This window comes from Streptomyces sp. H27-H5 (genome assembly GCF_026627505.1).
GTDB lineage: Bacteria > Actinomycetota > Actinomycetes > Streptomycetales > Streptomycetaceae > Streptomyces.
The window spans coordinates 44,258-65,247 of record NZ_JAPNLK010000001.1 but is presented as its reverse complement, the minus strand read 5'-3'; the positions used below and the strand labels follow the sequence as shown (position 1 = coordinate 65,247).

General features: G+C 72.4%; 20 protein-coding genes. 14 read left to right on the top strand and 6 right to left on the bottom strand.

The window, feature by feature from the left end; translation table 11 throughout:
* The first annotated feature begins 48 nt into the window (after nucleotides 1-48).
* Both OTB19_RS00340 and OTB19_RS00335 read left to right on the top strand, forming a co-directional pair.
* Nucleotides 49-1,302 (top strand): hypothetical protein, encoded by a 1,254-nt coding sequence (locus tag OTB19_RS00340; RefSeq protein WP_324290490.1) that lies wholly within the window; start codon nucleotides 49-51, stop codon nucleotides 1,300-1,302.
* A gap of 150 nt (nucleotides 1,303-1,452) precedes the next feature.
* The gene (locus OTB19_RS00335; protein WP_267795859.1) at nucleotides 1,453-1,704 is read left to right on the top strand and encodes an EF-hand domain-containing protein; all 252 of its coding nucleotides are present in this window, start codon (nucleotides 1,453-1,455) and stop codon (nucleotides 1,702-1,704) included.
* A 77-nt stretch (nucleotides 1,705-1,781) separates the two neighbouring features.
* On the opposite strand, the gene OTB19_RS00330 is transcribed toward OTB19_RS00335, so the two are convergent.
* From OTB19_RS00330 to OTB19_RS00310, 5 genes are read right to left on the bottom strand one after another with little or no spacing between them, the layout of a single operon-like run.
* On the bottom strand, nucleotides 1,782-2,771 hold the full coding sequence (locus OTB19_RS00330; protein WP_267795858.1) for an ABC transporter substrate-binding protein: 990 nt from the start codon (nucleotides 2,769-2,771) through the stop codon (nucleotides 1,782-1,784).
* Nucleotide 2,772: 1 nt separating this feature from the next.
* Nucleotides 2,773-4,827: an ABC transporter permease subunit gene (locus tag OTB19_RS00325; protein WP_267795857.1), complete on the bottom strand. Its 2,055-nt coding sequence runs from the start codon at nucleotides 4,825-4,827 to the stop codon at nucleotides 2,773-2,775.
* A 46-nt stretch (nucleotides 4,828-4,873) separates the two neighbouring features.
* Nucleotides 4,874-5,983, bottom strand: a complete 1,110-nt coding sequence (locus OTB19_RS00320) for a quaternary amine ABC transporter ATP-binding protein (protein WP_267795856.1) — start codon at nucleotides 5,981-5,983, stop codon at nucleotides 4,874-4,876.
* Nucleotides 5,980-7,545, bottom strand: a complete 1,566-nt coding sequence (locus tag OTB19_RS00315) for a GMC family oxidoreductase (protein ID WP_267795855.1) — start codon at nucleotides 7,543-7,545, stop codon at nucleotides 5,980-5,982. Before OTB19_RS00315 ends, OTB19_RS00320 begins: the two co-directional genes overlap by 4 nt.
* Before the next feature lie 14 nt (nucleotides 7,546-7,559).
* A complete protein-coding gene (locus OTB19_RS00310) occupies nucleotides 7,560-9,044 on the bottom strand; it encodes an aldehyde dehydrogenase family protein (RefSeq protein ID WP_267795854.1) in 1,485 nt (494 codons plus the stop codon).
* A 218-nt stretch (nucleotides 9,045-9,262) separates the two neighbouring features.
* Here OTB19_RS00310 and OTB19_RS00305 point away from each other — a divergent pair, with 218 nt between their 5' ends.
* Together OTB19_RS00305 and OTB19_RS00300 are read left to right on the top strand one after the other, a co-directional pair.
* Entirely contained in the window at nucleotides 9,263-10,753 is a 1,491-nt protein-coding gene (locus tag OTB19_RS00305) for a glutamate synthase subunit beta (RefSeq protein ID WP_267795853.1), read from the top strand.
* Between the two features lie 77 nt (nucleotides 10,754-10,830).
* Nucleotides 10,831-11,187, top strand: a complete 357-nt coding sequence (locus OTB19_RS00300) for a hypothetical protein (protein ID WP_267795852.1) — start codon at nucleotides 10,831-10,833, stop codon at nucleotides 11,185-11,187.
* A 65-nt stretch (nucleotides 11,188-11,252) separates the two neighbouring features.
* On the opposite strand, the gene OTB19_RS00295 is transcribed toward OTB19_RS00300, so the two are convergent.
* Nucleotides 11,253-11,396 carry a hypothetical protein gene (locus tag OTB19_RS00295; RefSeq protein WP_267795851.1) on the bottom strand — a complete coding sequence of 48 codons (144 nt, stop codon included), beginning with the start codon at nucleotides 11,394-11,396 and terminating at the stop codon, nucleotides 11,253-11,255.
* A 264-nt stretch (nucleotides 11,397-11,660) separates the two neighbouring features.
* Between OTB19_RS00295 and OTB19_RS00290 the strand changes: the two genes are divergently transcribed.
* The 10 genes from OTB19_RS00290 (at nucleotide 11,661) to hypA (ending at nucleotide 20,988) form a co-directional block, all read left to right on the top strand.
* Entirely contained in the window at nucleotides 11,661-13,433 is a 1,773-nt protein-coding gene (locus OTB19_RS00290; RefSeq protein ID WP_267795850.1) for an enoyl-CoA hydratase-related protein, read from the top strand.
* A gap of 64 nt (nucleotides 13,434-13,497) precedes the next feature.
* The gene (locus tag OTB19_RS00285) at nucleotides 13,498-14,553 is read left to right on the top strand and encodes a hydrogenase expression protein HypE (protein WP_266953002.1); all 1,056 of its coding nucleotides are present in this window, start codon (nucleotides 13,498-13,500) and stop codon (nucleotides 14,551-14,553) included.
* A 110-nt stretch (nucleotides 14,554-14,663) separates the two neighbouring features.
* Nucleotides 14,664-16,448 (top strand): nickel-dependent hydrogenase large subunit, encoded by a 1,785-nt coding sequence (locus tag OTB19_RS00280; protein ID WP_266953004.1) that lies wholly within the window; start codon nucleotides 14,664-14,666, stop codon nucleotides 16,446-16,448.
* The gene (locus OTB19_RS00275) at nucleotides 16,445-16,966 is read left to right on the top strand and encodes a hypothetical protein (RefSeq protein ID WP_267795849.1); all 522 of its coding nucleotides are present in this window, start codon (nucleotides 16,445-16,447) and stop codon (nucleotides 16,964-16,966) included. Before OTB19_RS00280 ends, OTB19_RS00275 begins: the two co-directional genes overlap by 4 nt.
* A complete protein-coding gene (locus tag OTB19_RS00270; protein ID WP_267795848.1) occupies nucleotides 16,963-17,631 on the top strand; it encodes a DUF5947 family protein in 669 nt (222 codons plus the stop codon). Before OTB19_RS00275 ends, OTB19_RS00270 begins: the two co-directional genes overlap by 4 nt.
* The gene (locus tag OTB19_RS00265) at nucleotides 17,628-18,350 is read left to right on the top strand and encodes a DUF6084 family protein (protein WP_267795847.1); all 723 of its coding nucleotides are present in this window, start codon (nucleotides 17,628-17,630) and stop codon (nucleotides 18,348-18,350) included. Before OTB19_RS00270 ends, OTB19_RS00265 begins: the two co-directional genes overlap by 4 nt.
* On the top strand, nucleotides 18,347-19,852 hold the full coding sequence (locus OTB19_RS00260; protein WP_267795846.1) for a hypothetical protein: 1,506 nt from the start codon (nucleotides 18,347-18,349) through the stop codon (nucleotides 19,850-19,852). The genes OTB19_RS00265 and OTB19_RS00260 overlap by 4 nt, the downstream gene beginning before the upstream one ends.
* Nucleotides 19,849-20,358 carry a hydrogenase maturation protease gene (locus tag OTB19_RS00255; protein WP_267795845.1) on the top strand — a complete coding sequence of 170 codons (510 nt, stop codon included), beginning with the start codon at nucleotides 19,849-19,851 and terminating at the stop codon, nucleotides 20,356-20,358. The genes OTB19_RS00260 and OTB19_RS00255 overlap by 4 nt, the downstream gene beginning before the upstream one ends.
* A complete protein-coding gene (locus OTB19_RS43540; RefSeq protein WP_371591520.1) occupies nucleotides 20,355-20,459 on the top strand; it encodes a DUF6893 family small protein in 105 nt (34 codons plus the stop codon). The genes OTB19_RS00255 and OTB19_RS43540 overlap by 4 nt, the downstream gene beginning before the upstream one ends.
* A gap of 127 nt (nucleotides 20,460-20,586) precedes the next feature.
* Nucleotides 20,587-20,988, top strand: a complete 402-nt coding sequence (gene hypA / locus OTB19_RS00250) for a hydrogenase maturation nickel metallochaperone HypA (RefSeq protein ID WP_267795844.1) — start codon at nucleotides 20,587-20,589, stop codon at nucleotides 20,986-20,988.
* Nucleotides 20,989-20,990: the final 2 nt, after the last annotated feature.

Below are 20,990 nucleotides of genomic sequence, written 5' to 3'. Positions count from 1 at the left end.
CCGGGGTCTAGCCTCGGCGGCCGGACGATCATGACAGGTAGGTGGACCGTGCCCCGTTCCGCAGTTCCCGAGACCCTGCGCAGGCCGGGGGGCGCCGGCCGGCGGCTCGGCTCCGTGCTCGTGTTGGTGTCCCTGTGCGCGTTCGGGCTCGGCCCGGTCGGCACGGCGGCCGCCTCCGAGCCCGGCCCCGGGGCCGCCCCGACCCCCCTGTACATCTCCGACTACGGCAACAACCGGGTCGTGAAGACGCCCGTCGACGGCAGCGGCGGTCAGAGCACGGTCCCCACCACCGACCTGGTCCGCCCCACCGGCATGGTCGCCGACGCGGCGGGCGACCTGTACGTCTCCGACACCGGCAACAACCGGGTCGTACGGATCCCCTCCGACGGCGGGCCGCAGACCACGGTGGCGACCGACGGACTGTCCCGCCCCCTCGGGCTGGCCCTGGACGACGCGGGCGACCTGTACATCGCCGACAGCTTCAACGACCGCGTCGTCAAGGTGCACGCCGACGGCAGCGGCCAGAGCACCGTCCCCACCAGTGGGCTGCTGCACCCGTGGGGCCTGGCCTTCGATGCCGAAGGTGCCCTGTACGTATCCGACTTCGTCAACGACCGCGTCGTGAAGCTGGCCGCGGCCGGCGGAGGCCAGAGCACCGTCCCCACCACCGGTCTCTCCCAGCCCGCCGGGATCGTCCTGGACCCCGGCGGCAACCTGTACGTGTCCGACACCGGCAACAACCGGGTCGTGCGGGTGGCGGCCGGCGGCGGCCAGAGCACGGTTCCCGCCGTCGGGCTCAACGACCCGCTGGGACTGGCCCTCGACTGGCGCGGAAACCTGTACGTCGCGGACGCCTTCAACAACCGGGTCGTGCGCCTCGCCCCGAACGGCGGCGGCCAGAGCACCCTGCCCGTCACCGGCCTGAACACCCCCACCGGCCTGGCGATCCCGCCCGCGCCGACCCGTCTGCGAACGACCGACGCCACCGCCCGGCGGGAATCCCACCCGCAGGTCCTGACGGTCAAGGGCCTGTCGGGCACCCTCACCACCGCCCACGGCACCCCCGTACCCGGTCGGACGGTGGTCTTCAGCGACGCCCGGCGCGAGCGCACGCTGTGCACGGCCGTCACCGACAGCCGCGGCACGGCACGCTGCGACGCCGCGATCAACGGGCCGGCCGGCGTACTGGACCACCTCTACGAGAACCTGCTGCGCCACGGCTACCTGGCACGGTTCGACGGATCCCCGACCCACGCGCCGGCCGCCGCCCCGGGCACCGTACGGGCCGCCCGCCCGCACTGACCGCCCGCGCGCACCGCCCGCGTCGACCGGGCCCACGCGGATACCGGGATACGGGAGACCGGGCCGCACGGCCCGCCGAGGGGGTCATAGGCTGTCGGTCCGGCGGACCGGACCTCCGAACCCGCCCCCTCCTGCGGAAAGGACGACGTCATGAGCGAGAAGGCCCGCAAGCTCTTCGACGCACTCGATCTCGACAGCGACGGCGTCCTGACGCGCGTCGAGGTGATCTCGGCCCTGCGGACGAAGGGGCCCACCCTCGCCTCCACCGGCATCCTGCCCTTCTGGGGCGTCAGCGACGTCGACGCCTCGTCGGCCCTCTTCGACCGGGCCAACCTCGACGGCGACGGGGTGCTGACGTTCGAGGAGTTCGAGCGGGAGGCCGACCGCCGCTTCGGCTGGTAGCCGAGCGCAGCGCGGACACGACGGCGCCCCGCCACCGGAACTCCGGTGGCGGGGCGCCGTCGCGAACCCGGGAGGGGTCAGCGGATCCAGGGACGCCAGACGTCCTCGTTCCGCTCCACCCACTTCTTCGCCGCCTGCTGAGGCGACAGCTTCTCCTCGGCGATCATCAGGGCGACCTCGTTCTGTTCCGCCACGGTCCAGTGGAACTTCTTCAGGAACCCGGCGGCCTTCCCGCCGTCGTCCGCGAACCGCGCGTTCAGGTACTTCTGCAACGGCGTGTGCGGGTAGGCGCAGGCCACCTTCTCGGGGTCGGCGTCGCAGCCCTCCTCGTACTCGGGCAGCTTCACCTCGGTCATCGGAACCCGCTCGAAGAGCCACTGGGGCTTGTACCAGTACGTCAGGAAGGGCTTCTTCTCCTTGGCGAACTGCTTGATCTGGGTGATCTGGGCGGCCTCGGAACCGGCGAAGACCACCTCCAGGTCCAGCTTCAGGTTCTTCACCAGCGCCTTGTCGTTCGTCACGTACGAAGGCGAGCCGTCCATCAGCTGACCCTTGCCGCGGCTCTCGGGCGTGCGCAGCTGGTCGGTGTACTTGCCGAGGTTCTTCCAGTCGGTGACGTCCGGGTGCTGCTTCGCGAAGTAGGTCGGGACGAACCAGCCGATGTGGCCGGTCACCCCGAGGTCACCGCCGTTGACGATGGTCTTCTTGTCCTCGACGTACCGCTTCTGCTGCTCGGGGTGGCCCCAGTCCTCCAGGATCGCGTCGACCCGGCCCTGGCTGAGGGCGTCCCACGCGGGCACCTCGTCCACCTGGACGGTGTCGACCCGGTAGCCCAGCTCGTGTTCGAGCAGGTAGCCCGCCACGGCCGTGTTGGCCTGCGCGCCGACCCACGACTGCACGGAGAGCGTGACCGTCTTCGCGCCCTGGGCGTCCGCGTACGGGGACGCCTGGCGGGTCATGTCGGCCGCTCCGCAGCCGGTGACGACGGCCAGGGTGCTCGCCGCGGCGAGCGCGGCGACGATCCGTCGGCGGGTACGTCTCACGGGAAGGGTTCGCGTCTCGGGCATCTCAGGCCTCCTTCGTCTTCGTCGCGGGCTGGGTGACACGGTCGAGCATCAGGCCCAGGCAGACGATCGCTGCACCCGCGACCAGTCCGGTGGCCAGGTCACCCTGGGCCAGGCCCAGGACGACGTCGTAGCCGAGGGCGCCACCGCCGACCAGACCGCCGATGATGACGACGGCGAGGACCAGCACGACGGCCTGGTTGACGGCCAGCAGCAGCGCCGGCCGGGCCAGGGGAAGCTGTACCTGCCGCAGCTGCTGGGAGCCGGTCGCCCCGAGGGAGCGGGCGGACTCCATCGCGGCCGGGTTGACCTCGCGCAGCCCCTGCGTGGTGATGCGGACGACGGCGGGCAGCGCGTACACGACGGCGGCGGCCGCCGCCGGGGCGCGGCCCACTCCGAAGAGGGCGACGACCGGGATGAGGTACACGAACTGGGGCATCGTCTGGCACACGTCGAGCACGGGCCGCAGCAGCCGCTCCGCGCGGGCGCTGCGGGCGGCGCCGATGGAGATCGCGAAGCCGAGCATCAGGGTCACCGCGACGGCGGCGAGCACCTGCGAGAGCGTGTCCAGCGCGGGCTCCCACACCCCGAGCACGCCGATGGCGGCCAGGGCGAGCACGGCGGTCAGCGCGGTGCGCCGGGTACCGACGAGGACGCCGATCGCGCCGACCAGCAGCAGGAGCAGCCACCACGGGGAGGCCTGGAGTCCGGAGCGCAGCGGGTCCAGGAGCCACCCGGTGAAGCGGGCCGCCCAGTCGGCGGTGCCGCCGACGACGGGAACCCCGGAGTAGAGGTGGTCGGTCATCCAGGCCACGGCCCGGTTGACGGGTTCGGCGAGGGACACCTTCCAGGAGTCGGGCCACTGCGAGGTGCCCAGCATCCGGCCGGCCACGGCCACCGCGACGACCGCGAGGAGGCAGAGCAGACGCCCGTACCAGCCCGCGAAGACGCGGCGCAGGAAGTGCTGCTCGGCGGCCTGGGGCGGGTTGGAGCCGAGCCGGGCACCCGCCGCGTCGGCCGTGCGGTCGAGGACGACGGCCAGCAGCACGATCGGGATGCCCGCGGCGAGCGCCGCGCCGACGTCGACGGAGGCGAGGGCCTGGTAGACCCGGTCGCCGAGGCCGCCCGCACCGATCACGGAGGCGATCACGGCCATGGACAGGCCCATCATGATGGCCTGGTTGACGCCGAGCAGGATCTGCCGGCGCGCCAGCGGAAGGCGCGCGGTCAGCAGCCGCTGGCGGCCGGTCGCGCCGAGCGAGGCGGCGGCCTCCAGGACTCCCGCGTCGGCATCGCGCAGCCCGAGCGCCGTCAGGCGCGCCATGGGCGGGGCGGCGTAGACGACGGTGGCGAGCACGGCGGCGGGCACGCCGATGCCGAAGACCAGCACCATCGGCAGCAGGTACGCGAACGCGGGCAGGATCTGCATGGTGTCGAGCACGGGGCGCAGGACGCGCTCGGTGCGCGGCGACAACCCGGCGGCCAGGCCGAGCAGCCCGCCGACGACGACCGAGGCGGCGACCGCCACGACCATCAGGGCCAGGGTCTGCATGGTGGGGATCCACATGCCGAGCAGGCCGCAGACCGCGAAGGCGGCCATCGAGGTCAGGGCGAGCCGGACACCGGCGAGGCGCCAGGCGACGAGACCGGCCAGCGCGGTGACACCGGTCCAGCCGGCGGCGAGCAGGATCACGTACACGGCGCGGACGGACACCACGACCACGTTGCTGACGTGCCCGAAGAAGTAGAGGAACAGCGGGTGGCTGTCACGGTGGTCGATGATCCAGTCGCCGGCCCGGCCGAGGGGACCCGACAGGTCCACGGCAAGGGCGCCGGGCCAACTGCCCGCGCCGGGGAAGAGGACTCCGAGCGTGACCACCACGGCCGCGGCGACGGCGAGGGGCAGGACCCTGCGACCGACACGGAAGGGGAGCCGGGACCCGGGGCGACGGGACGAGGAGCCGTCGGGGGAGGGGGACGAACCGCCGGTGGGCGGCTTCGTGTCCTGCGGCGCGGACGACGAGGCGGGCTCGCGCACGGGCGTCGTGGTGGAGGTCATCGCCACCACCGCCGGGGCGCGGGGACGTTGCGGACGGCGCCGGTTCTCATGCGGCCACCTCCCCGGTCCGGGGGGCGGGTATCCCGGCGACGACGGCGAGCAGCGCCGCGTCGTCGACCACGCCGAGACAGCGGCCCTGGTCGACGACCCGCGCAGGGCCACCGCTGCGGGCGACGGCCTCGATGGCGTCGACGACGGTGGTGGTCGGGTTCAGCGCCGGGCCCTGTTCGGCCTCGGCGGCGGACGCGGGACGCATGGCGCTGCGCACGGTGAGCACCTGCTCGCGGGGCACGTCGCGGACGAAGTCCCGCACGTAGTCGTCGGCGGGGGAGCCGACGATCTCCTCGGGCGTGCCGAGCTGCACGATCTCACCGTCGCGCATGAGGGCGATCCGGTCACCGAGGCGCAGGGCCTCGGACAGGTCGTGGGTGATGAAGACCATGGTGCGGCCCTCCTCGTGGTGCAGGCGGGCCACCTCCTCCTGCATCTCCCGGCGGATCAGCGGGTCCAGGGCGCTGAACGGTTCGTCGAACAGCAGGACCTCGGGGTCGGCGGCGAGGGCCCGGGCGAGGCCGACGCGCTGCTGCTGGCCGCCGGACAGCTCGCCGGGGCGGCGCTCCTCCAGGCCTTCGAGCCCGACCTTGACGGTCATCTCGGCGGCCTTGGCGCGCCGCTCGGCGCGGCCCATTCCCTGGATCTCCAGGCCGTAGGCGACGTTGTCCAGCACCGAGCGGTGGGGCAGCAGGCCGAAGTGCTGGAAGACCATGGCGGCGCGGTGCCGGCGCAGCTCACGCAGCCTGGCCCGGTCCATGGCCAGCACGTCCTCGCCGTCGATGGAGAGGGAGCCCGCGGTGGGCTCGATCAGGCGGGTCAGACAGCGGACGAGCGTGGACTTGCCGGAGCCGGACAGGCCCATCACGACGAAGGCTTCGCCCCTGCGGACGTCGAAGCTGACGTCTCGGACGGCCGCGGTACAGCCGGTGCGTTCGCGCAACTCGGCGGTGGACAGGCCGGCGTGGGCGGATCCGGGCACCTTGGCGGCCGCGGCGCGGGGGCCGAAGACCTTCCAGAGGCCGTCGACAGCGAACACCGGCGGTCGGGTGTCGGGAGTCGATCCGTTGGAGCTCTCGTCGGTCGTGTGCGTCTTCGGGTTCATCGCGTGGCGCCTCCCAGCAGCTCGGCGGCTTTCTCGCCGACCATGAGCACTCCGATCATCGGATTGACCGCGGGCATCGTCGGGAAGACCGACGCGTCCGCGATCCGGATCCCGTCCAGGCCCCGGACCCTCAGGTCCGGGCCCACGACGGCCCCGGGGTCGTCCGCCGCGCCCATGCGGCAGGTGCCCGCGGGGTGGTAGACGGTGTGGGCGACGGAGCGGGCGTACGCGCTGAGCTCCTCGTCGCCGGTGATGTCCGGACCGGGGCACACCTCGCGCTTGAGCCATCCGGCCAGCGGCTCCGTCGCCGCGATCTCGCGGGCGATCTTGATGCCGTCGACCAGCGTGCGGGCGTCGTAGTCCTCGTCGTCCGTGAAGTACCGGAAGTCCAGGGCGGGTTTCACCTCGGGGTCCGCGCTGGTCAGGTACAGCCGGCCGCGGCTGCGCGGCTTCGGGATGTTCGGGGTCAACGACACGCCGTGCGCGGGGCGTTCGTAGCCGATGCGCTCCGGGTTGTCGGTGAAGGGGACCTGGTAGAAGTGGAACATCAGGTCCGGGCCCGCGGCCGCGGGGTCGCGCCGCACGAACAGGCCCGCGTCGCTGTCCATCGCCGAGTTCTCGGGGATCGGACCGTCCGTCTCCCACACGATCACCGACTCCGGGTGGTCGAGGAGGTTCTCGCCGACACCGGGCAGGTCGTGGACCGGGGGAATGCCGAGCGCCTCCAGGTCCGCGCGCGGGCCGATGCCGGAGTGCAGCAGCAGGCGGGGGGTGTCGACCGCGCCCGCGCACACCACGACCTCGCGGCGGGCCCGCAGCAGCGACCGGGTGCCGTCCTGGGACCGTACGTGGACCCCGCGCGCCCGGGTCCCCTCCAGCTCCAGCCGGTACGCCCAGGTCTCCAGCAGCAGGGTCAGGTTCGCCCGCACGTCCATGATCGGGTGCAGGTAGGCCACCGAGGCGGAGGAACGCTTGTTGGTCTCCGGGTGGTAGGCGAGGTCGAAGAAACCGGCGCCCTCGTGGAACGGCTTCGCGTTGAAGCCCTCGACGCGGGGGACGCCCAGCGCGTGCTCGGCCGCGTCGACGAAGTCGCGGGCGATGGCGTTCCGGTCGGCCTCGCCGACGGGGACGATGTTGTTCAGCAGCCGGTCGAAGTACGGGTCCATGGCGGCGGAGTGCCAGCCCTCGGCGCCCGCGTCCGACCACTCGTCCCAGTCGGACGGCAGCGGCTTGAACGCGATCAGGGTGTTGTGCGAGGAGCAGCCGCCGAGGACGCGGGCGCGGCTGTGTCTGATGTGCGAGTTGCCGCGCGGCTGCTCGGTGGTGGGGTAGTCGTAGTCGAGTTCCCCGCCGAGCAGGCCCATCCAGCGGCGCAGGGTGAGGACGTCCGGACGGTCGACGTCGCTCGGCCCGCCCTCGATGACGGCGACCGTGACGTTCGGGTCCTGCGTCAGCCGGGCGGCGATCACCGAGCCGGCGGTGCCGCCGCCGACGATGACGTAGTCGTACTCCTGAATGGTTTCCTCGGCGACGTTCTGGCCGAGGTCCGTGTGCGTCGTCATGAAGATGCTCCCTTTCAGCCCGCGAACCAGCGCACGGGACGCGGCGCCAGGTTCTGGTAGACGTGCTTCGTCTCGCGGTACTCGGCGAGACCCGACGGTCCGAGCTCGCGCCCGACACCGGACTTCCCGAAACCGCCCCACTCCGCCTGCGGGAGGTAGGGGTGGAAGTCGTTGATCCAGACGGTGCCGTGGCGCAGTCGGCCCGCCACCCGGCGGGCGCGGCCCTGGTCGGAGGTCCACACGGCGCCGGCGAGCCCGTACTCGGTGTCGTTGGCCAGGGCCACGGCCTCGTCCTCGGTGCGGAACGTCTCCACGGTCAGGACCGGCCCGAAGACCTCCTCGCGCACCACGCGCATCCGGCGGTCGCAGCGGTCCAGCACGGTCGGACGGTAGAAGTTGCCCGGCCCCTCGGGGCGCTCGCCGCCGGCGCGCAGCACGGCACCCTCGGCGAGGGCGGAGGCGACGAACGACTCGGTCCGTTCCCGCTGCGCGGCCGAGACCATCGGGCCGCACTCGACGCCCGCGTCGGTGCCCCGACCGAGACGGATCTTCTCGGCGCGACGGGCGAGTTCGGTGACGAAGCGGTCCCGCACCGACTCCTCGATGATCAGCCGTGATCCGGCCGAGCAGACCTGACCGCTGTGGATGAAGGCGGCGTTCAGGGCCTGGTCGACGGCGGTGTCGAAGCCGTCGGCGGTGGCGCAGGCGTCGGCGAAGACGACGTTGGGGTTCTTGCCGCCGAGTTCGAGGGCGACCTTCTTGACGGTGTCGGCCGCGGCGTGCGCGACCTTCGTACCGCTGGCGAGTCCGCCGGTGAACGACACGAGATCGACGTCGGGGTGGGCCGAGAGACGGGCGCCGACCGGGTCCCCGGCGCCGGTCACCAGGTTGGCGACGCCCGCGGGCAGTCCGGCCTCCACCAGCAGCTCGACGAGGACGACCGTGCTCAGCGGGGTCAGCTCGCTGGGCTTGATGACGAAGGTGTTGCCCGCGGCCAGCGCCGGGGCCACCTTCCAGCTCGCCTGGAGCAGCGGATAGTTCCACGGTGTGATCAGGGCGCACACGCCGACCGGCTCGTGCACGACCACGCTGTGGATGTCGGCGGAGCCGGCGTCGACGACCCGGCCGCCGCCCTCGCCGATGACGAGGTCGGCGAAGTAGCGGAAGGCGGCGCTGACGCAGTCCACGTCCACGCGACCCTCTTCGAGGGTCTTGCCCGCGTCCAGGCTCTCCAGGAGCGCGATCCGCTCCCGGTCGCGCTGGAGCAGGTCGGCCGTGCGGCGCAGCACCTCGGCGCGCTCGGCCACCGGGGTCTGCGGCCACTCGCCGCCGTCGAAGGCGGCGCGGGCGGCGCCGACGGCCGCGTCGGCATCGGCGGCGCTGCCCTCGGCGACCACCGCGAGCACGGTGCCGTCGGCGGGATCCAGGATCTCCCTCGTGGCGCCGGTCGACGCGGACCGCCACTTTCCGGCTGTGTGAATGCTCAGTTGCTCCGACACGACGCGCTGTACCTCCGATTTCCGCACCGCGGCGGACCCGCGGTGATGGTGCAGTGGGGCCCGCCTGCCCCCGGGCGGCGAGGTCATGTCCCGTGCGTCACGGGAAGTGACCGGTGTCACGTTCGGGAGCACCCGTTTCCGGCTCCCGGGAAACACTGACAAAGGCGGCGTAACCTGGTCGAACCGCCGTATCCGCGCGTGAATCCTGGAGGCGGCGCATGACCGATCCGTTCGGCTTCCTCAGGACGCCCCGCAGCCCCGTTCCGGCGCGCCCCGCGGACGAGCGGCTCGGCGACTGGCGCGAGGTCCACGCCGGGCAGGCGCTGCTGCCCCTGGTGTCCGAGCAGGCGAACCGGTGCATGGACTGCGGGATCCCGTTCTGCCACGCCGGCTGCCCCCTCGGGAACCTGATCCCCGAATGGAACGCGTACGCCGCCCACGGTGCCTGGCGGGCCGCCTCCGACCGGTTGCACGCGACGAACAACTTCCCCGAGTTCACCGGCCGGCTCTGCCCGGCCCCCTGCGAGGACGCCTGCGTCCTGACGATCAACGCCGACGCGGTGACCATCAAGAACGTCGAGCAGACCATCGCCGACCAGGCGTGGGAGCACGCCTACACCGTCCCGGCGCCGCCCGGCCGGCTCAGCGGCAAGACCGTCGCGGTCATAGGGTCCGGCCCCGCCGGCCTCGCCGCGGCCCAGCAGCTCACCCGCGCCGGACACACCGTCGTCGTCCACGAGCGGGCCGACCGGATCGGCGGACTGCTCCGCTACGGCATCCCGGCGTTCAAGATGGAGAAGTCGCACCTGGACCGCCGCGTCGAACAGATGCGGGCCGAGGGCACCGTCTTCCGTACGGACAGCGACATCGGCGGTCGGGTCGACGCGGCCGACCTCCGCAGGCGGTACGACGCCGTCGTCGTCGCGGTCGGCGCCATGGAGCGCAGGGAGCTGACCGTACCGGGTCGGGAGCTGCGCGGCATCCACCAGGCCATGGACTACCTGACCGGCGCGAACAGGGTCGCGGAGGGCGACATCGCGGAACCCGAGGTCACCGCCGCGGGACGGCACGTGGTCATCGTCGGGGGCGGGGACACCGGCTCCGACTGCCTGGGCACGGCCCTGCGCCAGCGCGCCCTGTCGGTGGTCCAGCTCGACATCAACCCCGAGCCCGGCCCCACCCGGCCCGACACCCAGCCCTGGCCCGTGTACCCGAAGGTCTACCGGATCTCCCACGCCCACGAGGAGGCCCGCGGCCGCCACGGCGCCGATCCCCGAGCCTTCTCCTGCGCGACCCTGCACTTCGAAGGCGATGCGACCGGCCGGGTACGGGCCCTGCACCTGACCGCCGTGGAACCCGCGCGGCGCGGCGCCCTGCCCGGCACCGAGCGGCTGATCGAGGCCGGGCTGGTGCTGCTGGCGCTCGGCTTCTCGGGGCCCGAACGGGCCTGCGGCCTGGGCGGGCAGCTCGGGCTCATCCGGGACGAGCAGGGCAACTTCGCGCGGGACGACGACTTCGCGGCGCTCGCCGGTCCGTCCCGGCCGACGGACGGGGTGTTCGTGGCGGGCGACGCCGGGCGCGGGCAGTCCCTCGTGGTGTGGGCGATCGCGGAGGGCCGCTCCGTCGCCGCCGCGGTCGACCGCTACCTGACGGGCGGCACCGCCCTCCAGGCCCCGATCCGCGCGCGGGACCGGCCGCTGCTGACGTGAGCCGGGTGGGGCTGCGCACGCATGTGTGGTGTGCACGCATGCACATCAATGCATGCCCGACGGACAGACGTAGTGGTATGACCACGCAGCGAACAGATCAGTTCGATTCGGACCGTATCGGGACCCGGCCCCGCGCCGAGGTCGAACAGCGCCACGACGCGTTGGAGGCCGACGCCTTCGGGCCGAACGGGGGGACCCAGCTCTCCCGCGGGGCCCTGACCGGCTACCAGTGGGCCTTGGGACGGGGCGACGGTGCCCCCGTCACCGGCGCCGTGGCCGAGAGCACGCCCGACATGGACCTGCTGACGGCCGAGGTGGACGCCGCCACGGTGCAACTGGAGGCGGGCCCGCTGACGACCCTGCCGCGCGACTACACCCAGGGCGTGCACGACGCCCTGGCATGGGTGTGCGGCCACACCGAAGTCTCCCCTTGACCGGCTTGACCGGCTTGACCGGCTTGACCGGCTTGACGGGCTGACGGGCCGGCCGGCGGACGCCTTCAGTGCTCCGACGCCCCGAACTCGGCGTGCTGCGTCCTGAGCGCGAAGTCCGGTTCCCCGGTCGGTTCGGCAGGCGGCAGACACACCCGCCGCGCCTCCGCGCGCGCCTCGACCAGGAGCTTCTCGAACGCCTCGTCCGTCATGATCCTCACCGTCCCGGGCCGGCCCCCGGCCCCGTGGTCGGTCCGCCGTACCCACTGATGATTCGTCGCCGATCCCGGCCGGGTTTGGCGGGGCGCCGAACGACGGGCGGCGGGCCGGCCGCCAGGTGGCGGCGCGCTCGGCCCGCTTTCGAGTGACGTCGGCGCTTCGTGCCGCGTCATCCGCTCCGGCGTGCCCGACGATCGCAGGCGGCCGGGGATGCCCGGTCACGGTCCGCCGACGGCGGCTGGTAGCGGGGAGACGGTGTGCACATCCTGCTGGTGGCGAGCGCGTTCAACAGTCTGACCCAGCGCGTCCACGCGGAGCTGCGGGACCACGGTCACCGCGTCGCCGTCGAGCTGGCCGCGCCCGGCGTCCCCCTCGCCGACGCGGTGCGCCGCCACCGACCCGACCTGATCATCGCGCCGATGCTGACGACGGCCCTGCCGCGGGAGGTCTGGGAGGCCCACACCTGCCTCATCGTGCACCCGGGACCGGTCGGGGACCGGGGCCCGTCCTCCCTGGACCGGGCGATCCTCGACCGGGCGGACCGGTGGGGCGTCACCGTCCTCCAGGCCACCGGCGAGATGGACGCCGGCGACGTCTGGGCGTTCGCCGACTGCCCCCTGCCCGAGGTGGCCAAGAGCGACCTCTACCGGGGCGAGATCGCGGACGCCGCCCTGCGGGCGGTGCTGACCGCCGTGGAACGCTTCGCCTCCGGTACGTACTCCCCGCGGCCCCAGACCACGCACCGCACCCGGCCCTACCTGGGCCAGGAGGACCGCCGGATCGACTGGGAGGCGGATTCGACCGAGCGGGTCCTGCGCACGCTCCGCGCGGCCGACTCCCGGCCCGGCGTACTGGACGAACTCCTCGGCGACGCCTGGTACCTGCACGGCGGTCGCCCCGAGTACGAGCTGCGCGGCCGCCCCGGCGAACTGCTCGCCACCCGCGACGGTGCCGTCTGCCGGGCGACGACCGACGGCGCCGTCTGGATCCCCGAACTCCGGGCCCGACGCCGGCCCGGGCAACCCGCTCCGGTCAAACTGCCCGCCACCCTGGCCCTCGCCGATCGCCTGCCGCCCCTGCCCGAACTGCCCGCCCCGCCCGCATGCGACGGATCGAACGGGCCGCACGGCGCCGGAGCCCCGGGCGACATCGAATACCGGGAGGAGGGCCGGGTCGGCGTCCTGTCGTTCTCCTTCCCCGGCGGCGCCATGGCCACCGCTCACTGCCGTCGCCTGCTGCACGCCTACCGCGAGGCCTGCTCGCGCCCCACGTCCGTCCTGGTGCTCGGCGGCGGCCGGGACTTCTTCTCCAACGGGATCCACCTCGGCGTCATCGAGGCGGCCGACGACCCCGCCGCCGAGTCCTGGGCGAACATCCAGGCCATGGACGACCTGGTGGAGGCCGTCCTGACCACCACCGACCGCCTGGTCGTGGCCGCCCTCGGTGGGAACGCCGCCGCCGGAGGGGCGATGCTGGCCCTCGCCGCCGACGAGGTCTGGTGTCGTACCGGCGTCGTCCTGAACCCGCACTACCGGCTGATGGGCCTGTACGGATCCGAGTACTGGACGTACACCCTGCCCCGCCGCGTGGGCGCCGCCGTCGCGGAGCGACTCACCACCGACGCACTGCCGCTGAGCGCCGCCGCCGCCGAAGGCCTCGGCCTGATCGACCGTACGGTGCCCTGTGCCCCCGACGCGTTCGCCGCCGAGACGACCCGCCTCGCGGGACTGCTGGCGGACTCACCCGCCACGGCGTCCCGGATCGCGGGAAAGAAGGCGGCCCGCGACCGCGACGAGGCCGTCAGACCGCTCGCCGCCCACCGGGAGGCCGAGCTGGCCCTGATGCGGGCCACCTTCCACGACCCGAAAGCCCCGTACCACGCACTGCGCAGGGCCTTCGTACGCAAGGAACCCGCGACCGGGACCCCGCCGCACCTCGCCGACCCGGCGTCAAGCCGGCGCGGCGACGTCACCGCAATGGCCGCGCATGACAGCCCACCCGGATCGGGGCCCTGTTACCAAGAAGGGTGAGGGCGTCGGCCCACACGCGGACGCTTCCCCCACCTCCCGCCCACCTCCCCAAGGAGGCATCCTCATGGATGCAGCAACGCCGACCACGGTAGAGGACCCCCCGATCCACATCCTCTGGATCAACGCGGGACTGAGCTGCGACGGCGACTCGGTGTCCCTGACGGCAGCGATGCAGCCCAGCATCGAAGAGATCGTGATGGGCGTCCTGCCCGGTCTGCCGAAGATCGCCGTGCACTGGCCGCTCATCGACTTCGAGTGCGGACCCGTCGGCGGCGCCGACACCTTCATCGAGTGGTTCTTCAAGGGCGAGCGCGGTGAGATCGACCCCTTCGTCCTGGTCGTCGAAGGATCCATCCCCAACGAGAAGATCAAGCCCGAGGGCTACTGGTGCGGCTTCGGCGACGATCCGCTGACCGGCCAGCCCATCACCACCAGCGAGTGGCTCGACCGGCTGGCTCCCAAGGCCCTCGCCGTCGTCGCCATCGGCACGTGCGCCACCTACGGCGGCATCCACGCGATGGAGGGCAACCCGACCGGCGCCATGGGCGTGCCCGACTACCTCGGCTGGGACTGGAAGTCCAAGGCGGGGATCCCCATCGTGTGCGTTCCGGGCTGCCCCATCCAGCCGGACAACTTCTCCGAGACCCTCACCTACCTGCTGTACCAGGCGGCCGGCTCGGCCCCGATGATCCCGCTCGACGACAAGCTGCGCCCCACCTGGCTGTTCGGCGCCACCGTCCACGAGGGCTGCGACCGGGCCGGCTACTACGAGCAGGGCCAGTTCGCGGAGACCTACGACTCCCCGAAGTGCCTGGTCAAGCTGGGGTGTTGGGGTCCGGTCGTCAAGTGCAACGTGCCCAAGCGCGGCTGGATGAACGGCATCGGAGGCTGTCCCAACGTCGGCGGCATCTGCATCGCCTGCACCATGCCGGGCTTCCCCGACAAGTTCATGCCCTTCATGGACGAGCCTCCCGGCGGCAAGGTGTCCGCCACCGCCAGCGGGATCTACGGCGCGGTGATCCGAAAGCTCCGCGCGGTGACGGCGCACACCGTCGACCAGGAACCGAAGTGGCGCAACCCGGGGGAGCGGCTGACCACCGGCTACCGGCCGCCGTGGTGACACCTCCCCACGCACTCCACCCGTAAGCCGCGGGTCCGAACCCCGCGAGAACCCTCAGCACCCGCGAGAACCCTCAGTACCCCCACCCAAGAAGGGTCACGGCAGACACAATGGCACCGAAGACGAAGGCGGCCGGAGACGGCAGCGGCCTGGTGGAGATGTCCTGGGATCCGATCACCCGGATCGTGGGCAGCCTCGGCATCCACACGAAGATCGACTTCAAGCAGAAGCGCGTGGCGGAGTGCTACAGCACCTCGTCGGTCTTCCGCGGCTACAGCGTCTTCATGCGCGGCAAGGACCCCCGCGACGCGCACTTCATCACCAGCCGCATCTGCGGGATCTGCGGCGACAACCACGCCACGTGTTCCGTGTACGCGCAGAACATGGCCTACGGGGTGAAGCCGCCCCACCTCGCCGAGTGGATCATCAACCTCGGCGAGGCCGCAGAGTACATGTTCGACCACAACATCTTCCAGGAGAACCTGGTCGGGGTCGACTACTGCGAGAAGATGGTCCGCGAGACCAACCCCGGCGTCCTGGAGCTGGCCGAGCGCACGCCCGCCCCGCACGCCGGGGAACACGGCTTCAAGACCATCGCCGACATCATGCGCTCCCTCAACCCCCTGGAGGGCGAGTTCTACCGCGAGGCCCTCCAGGTCAGCCGGTACACGCGCGAGATGTTCTGCCTGATGGAAGGGCGCCACGTGCACCCCTCCACCCTCTACCCGGGCGGCGTCGGCACCATCGCCTCCGTCCAGCTCTTCACGGACTACATGAGCCGCCTCATGCGGTACTGCGAGTTCATGAAGCGCGTCGTCCCGCTCCACGACGACCTGTTCGACTTCTTCTACGAAGCCCTCCCCGGCTACGAGGAAGTCGGCCGCCGGCGCGTGCTGCTGGGCTGCTGGGGCGCGCTCAACGACCCCGAGCACTGCGACTTCACGTACGCCAACATGACCGACTGGGGACGGAAGATGTTCGTCACCCCGGGCGTGGTCGTGGACGGCAAACTGGTCACCAACGACCTCACCGAGATCAACCTCGGCATCCGCATCCTGCTCGGCAGCTCGTACTACGACGACTGGCAGGGCCAGGAGAAGTTCGTCACCCACGACCCGCTCGGCAACCCGGTCGACGCCCGCCACCCCTGGAACCAGCACACCATTCCCGCGCCGCAGAAGCGCGACTTCGACGACAAGTACAGCTGGGTGATGTCCCCCCGCTGGTTCGACGGCAAGGACCACCTCCCCCTCGACACCGGCGGCGGCCCCCTCGCCCGCCTGTGGTCCACCGCCCTGTCCGGCCTGGTGAACACCGACTACGTCCAGGCCACCGGCCACAGCGTGGTCATCACCCTGCCGCGCACCATGACCAAGCCCGAGACCCGCTTCGAGTGGAAGATCCCGAAGTGGAGCAACGCGCTGGAGCGCAACCGCGCCCGCACGTACTTCCAGGCGTACGCCGCAGCCATCGCGCTGCACTGCGCCGAGAAGGGCCTCGCCGAGGTCCGCGCCGGACGCACCCAGACCTGGGAGAAATTCGAGGTCCCCGACGAGGGCCTGGGCGTCGGCTTCACCGAGGCCGTGCGCGGCGTCCTCTCGCACCACATGGTGATCCGCGACGGCAAGATCGCCAACTACCACCCCTACCCGCCGACCCCGTGGAACGCCAGCACCCGCGACACCTACGGCACCCCCGGACCGTACGAGGACGCCGTGCAGAACACGCCCATCTTCGAGGAGAACACCCCGGAGAACTTCAAGGGCATCGACATCATGCGTGCCGTGCGCAGCTTCGACCCCTGTCTGCCGTGCGGCGTCCACATGTACGTCGGCGGCGGCAAGACGATCAAGCAGATGCACGTCCCCACCGGGCTGAGCGGACTGGGCGGATGAGCGCCCCCACCGACGCCCGCCGGGCGGGCCTGCGCGTCGAGGAGGTCCTCGACCGGCTCGCGGCCACCGGCGACCGCGAGGTGTGCGCGGCGGCCGAGGAACTGGTGCGCGTGCTCATGGACCTCTACGGCGCGGGGCTCGCGAGCATCACCACCCGCCTCGACGACGAGGCCCTCGCCACGCTCCTCGACGACGAGCTCGTCTCCGGGCTGCTGGCCCTGCACGACCTGCACCCCGAGGACGCGCACACCCGGATCGCCCGCGCCCTGGCGGCCGTACGGGAACCGGTGGAACTGGTCGGCTTCGACGAGAACACGGGCGTGCTGCGCCTGCGCTCCGCCCCGAGTTCCGGCTGCGGCTGCGGAGGCGGCGACGACGGCGGTCGACAGGCCGTCGAGGACGCGCTGGCCTCCTTCGCACCCGAGGTGACCGAGGTCCGGATGGAGGCGGCCGCGCCCCAGCAGCCGCTGCTGCAGATCGGCGTCCGCCCGAACACCAGCCCGGCGCGGGTCTCGTGAGCGCGTCACAGGGCTGGGCACCGCCCGCCGCACGGACCGGCGGACCGCGCGGCCTGCGCCGGTTCGCCGGACCGCGCGCCCCCCGCCCCGAGACCTGTGAACTGTGCGGGGTCGCGGTCGCCGAGGACGGCCACCGCCACCTGGTCGAGATCGAGAAGCGCGCCCTGGCGTGCGCCTGCACGGCCTGCGCCCTGCTGTTCGACCGGCCCGGCGCGGCGACCGGACGCTACCGCGCCGTCCCGAACCGGTACCTCACCGACCCCGATCACCCGCTCGAAGACGGGGTGTGGGAACAGCTCCAGATCCCGGTCAGCGTCGCGTTCTTCTTCCGCAACGCGGCACTCGACCGCCTCGTCGCGCTGTACCCCAGCCCCGCCGGCGCCACCGAGAGCGAACTCGACCCCGCCACCTGGCAGACCGCACTCGGAGGCAACCCCCTGTCCGCACTGCTCGAACCGGACGTCGAGGCGCTCCTGCTGCGGCGCGCCGAGGGCCGGACCGACTGCTACCTGGTGCCCATCGACATCTGCTACGAACTCGTCGGCCGTATGCGCCTGTTGTGGCAGGGCTTCGACGGCGGGTCCGAGGCACGCGCCGCCCTGGCGGCCTTCTTCGAACAGGTCGAGCGCCGCGCCAAGACCCCGGCGAAGGAGGTGCGGCCGTGACGGAGTTCGGCTTCACCTGCACCGGCGTACGGGCCGACCCGTACGCCGCCGGCCCCACCCTCGTCTTCCGGCTGGCCATCACCGCCACCGAACAGACCCGGATCCACGCCCTCGCCCTGCGCTGCCAGATCCGGATCGAACCGGCCCGACGCGGCTACGGACCGACCGAGGCCGAGGGCCTCGCCGACCTGTTCGGGGAACGCTCCCGGTGGGGCAACACCCTCCTGCCCGTCCAGTTCGCGCAGGTCACCCTCATGGTGCCCAGCTTCACCGGGTCCACCGAGATCGACCTGGTCGTGCCCTGCACCTACGACATGGACATCGCGGCGAGCCGCTACCTCGGCGCCCTGGAGGACGGCGAGGCACCCCTGCTCATGCTGTTCTCCGGCACCGCGTTCACCGGCGCCGGCGGCTTCCACGTCGAGCCCGTCCCGTGGGACCGCGAAGCCTCGTACCGCATGCCGGTCGCGGTCTGGCAGGAGATGATCGAGCAGCACTTCCCCGGCTGTGGATGGCTCAGACTGCCCCGCGACACCATGGACGCACTGCTCGCCTACCGCTCCCGGCACGCCCTCGCCTCCTGGGAGGCCACCGTACGGGCCCTCCTGGACGCGGCGGCGCTCCCCACCGCCGCCCCGGACGCGAAACCCTCACCGCAGGAACGCTTCCGGGCGGGCGCCCTGCCGCCGCGCCCCGCGGAGAGGACGGCCGCGCCATGACCACGACCACCGGAACGACCGTCACCACGACGACGGCCGGCGCGGCGGGAACGACCGCCCTCGAAGCCCGCTTCGCGATCGCCCGGCAGGTGGCCGACGCCGTGCTCTTCGAGGGGTACGTGCTCTACCCCTACCGGGCCTCGGCGGCCAAGAACCGGTTGCGGTGGCAGTTCGGCGTCCTCGTGCCGCCCGCCTGGGCTCCCGCGCACGAGGAGCACTGCCTCCAACAGACCGAGATCCTGATGGAGCCGAAGGGGAACGCGACGCTCGCCGTCGAGCTCCGCTTCCTGCACACCCAACGGCGGACCGTCCAACAGGCCCGACCGGACGGATCGTTCACCGAGGTGACGGAGCTGCACCTAGACGACCGGGTCCTCGTCCCCTGGGACGAGGGGACCGAAGAACGCGTCGAGATGACCGTGGACGTGGCCGACCTCGCGGGGGAGGGCGTCCGGGTCCCGGTCACCCGGCCCGCACGCGAGGAGACCGAGGACGTCCACGACGCGGACGGCCGGACCGTCGGGCGGCTGCTGCGCCGCACCGAGAACATCGACGCCGTCGTCCGACTGCGGGCGAGCGAACTCGACTGCGCCTACCGGGCGTGGAAGCTGACCGCGGTGGTGGAGAACACCAGCGCGTGGACACCCGACGAGAGCGGGGCCGACCGCGACGCCGCGCTGCCCCGTTCCCTGGTCGCCGCGCACCTCCTCCTCGGCCTCGACAAGGGCTCCTTCCTGTCGATGACCGACCCGCCCGAATGGGCCAAGGGCGCCGTCGCCGACTGCGTCAACCGACAGACCTGGCCCGTGCTGGCCGGCGAGCCCGGCCGCGCCGACGTGGTGCTCTCCTCCCCGATCATCCTGGAGGACCACCCCGGCATCGCCCCCGAGAGCATCGGCGCCATGTACGACGCCACCGAGATCGACGAGATCCTCGCGCTGCGCACCGCCGCCCTGACCGATCAGGAGAAGCGCGAGGCACGCGGCACCGACCCGAGGGCCGCCGCCGTGATCGACCTCGCCGAATCCATGCCGCCCGAGGTCCTGGAACGGCTGCACGGCGCGGTCCGGGGACTACGGGAGATCACCGACCCCGACATCCCGGTGGACGCCCCGACCGGCCTCGAACCCTTCGACAGCCAGGCCGTGTTCCGCCCCGACACCCCCTGGTGGGACCCCGCCCACGCGGACCCCGTCGACCACGCCCGGGAGCCCGTCCTCGTGGACGGCGCCCCGGTGGGCGTCGGCAGCCGCGTGCTGCTGCGCCCGGGCCTGCGGCGCAGCGACGCGCAGGACCTGTTCCTCCACGGCCGCTCCGCCCGCATCGAGGCCGTGCTGCACGACGTGGACGGGGGAGTGCACCTCGCCGTCACGGTGGAGGGCGATCCCGGCGCCGACATCCGGCGCGAACAGGGCCGCTTCCTCTACTTCCAACCCGACGAGGTGACCGCCCTGGACGAGACGGAACCCTCGGACGACGTGAGCCCCCCGGAGGACACGTGAGCGGCGGGACCCTGATCGCGGGGATCGGCAACGTGTTCCTCGGTGACGACGGATTCGGTGTCGAGGTGGTGCGCGCCCTGTCCGCGCACCACCTGCCGGACCACGTGGAGGTGGTGGACTTCGGTGTGCGCGGCGTCCACCTCGCCTACCAACTGCTCGACGGCTACGACACCCTCGTCCTGGTGGACGCCACCGCGCGCGGCGGCGAGCCCGGCACGCTGTACCTCATCGAGGTCGACGAGTGCGCCGGCGCCCCGATCGGCGGCGCCGTGCTCGACGGCCACCACATGTCGCCCGACGCGGTCCTCGCGCTGCTCGGCACCCTGTGCGCGGGCACGGGCGGCACCCCGCCCCGACGCACGCTGGTGCTCGGCTGCGAACCCGCCTCCGTGGAGGAGGGCATGGGCCTCAGCGGCCCCGTGGCCGCCGCGGTCCCGGAGGCCGTGCGGACGCTCGTGGGACTGGCCCGGGAAGACCTGGTGACAACGGAGGAGAGAACCCCATGAAGAAGGAAGTCCTCTGCGGCGTGGCCCTGGCCGCCCTGTTCACGGTGGCCGTACTGGTCGCCCCCGACATCAAGCGTTACCTGCGCATGCGCAGGATGTGACACCTTTCCGCACCCCCTCGCACGCCCCGGCGCCCGAATGGCGTACGGGGCGTGCGGCGCGTCGGCGTGCCCGCCGGTGTCATCCCCCGCCTGCCGGTCTAATGAGCCCCGGCAGGACGGAGCCCCGATGCACGAGATGTCGATCGCCATGGCCGTGGTGAGCCAGGTGGAAGAAGCAGCCCAGGCCGGCGGGGCGCGCGTGGTGACCTCGGTCCGACTCGAAGTCGGCGAGCTGGCCGGAGTGGTACCCGACGCACTCGCCTTCTGTTTCGAACTGGCCTGTGCCGGAACGGTTCTGGAGGGAGCCGAACTCGTCACCGAGCCCGTGCCGGCCCGCGCGCGCTGCCACTCCTGTACGGACGACTGGGCGGTCGGCATGCCGCCCGAGCTCTGTTGTCCCGGATGCGGCAAGGCCACGGACGTCGAACTCACCGCCGGTCGTGAGCTGCGGATCCTCTCCGTGAACTGGGAGGACTGCCCCGACCCCGCCCCCGCGCGCCACCGCCAACCGATCCCCGAGGAGCGCTGAAC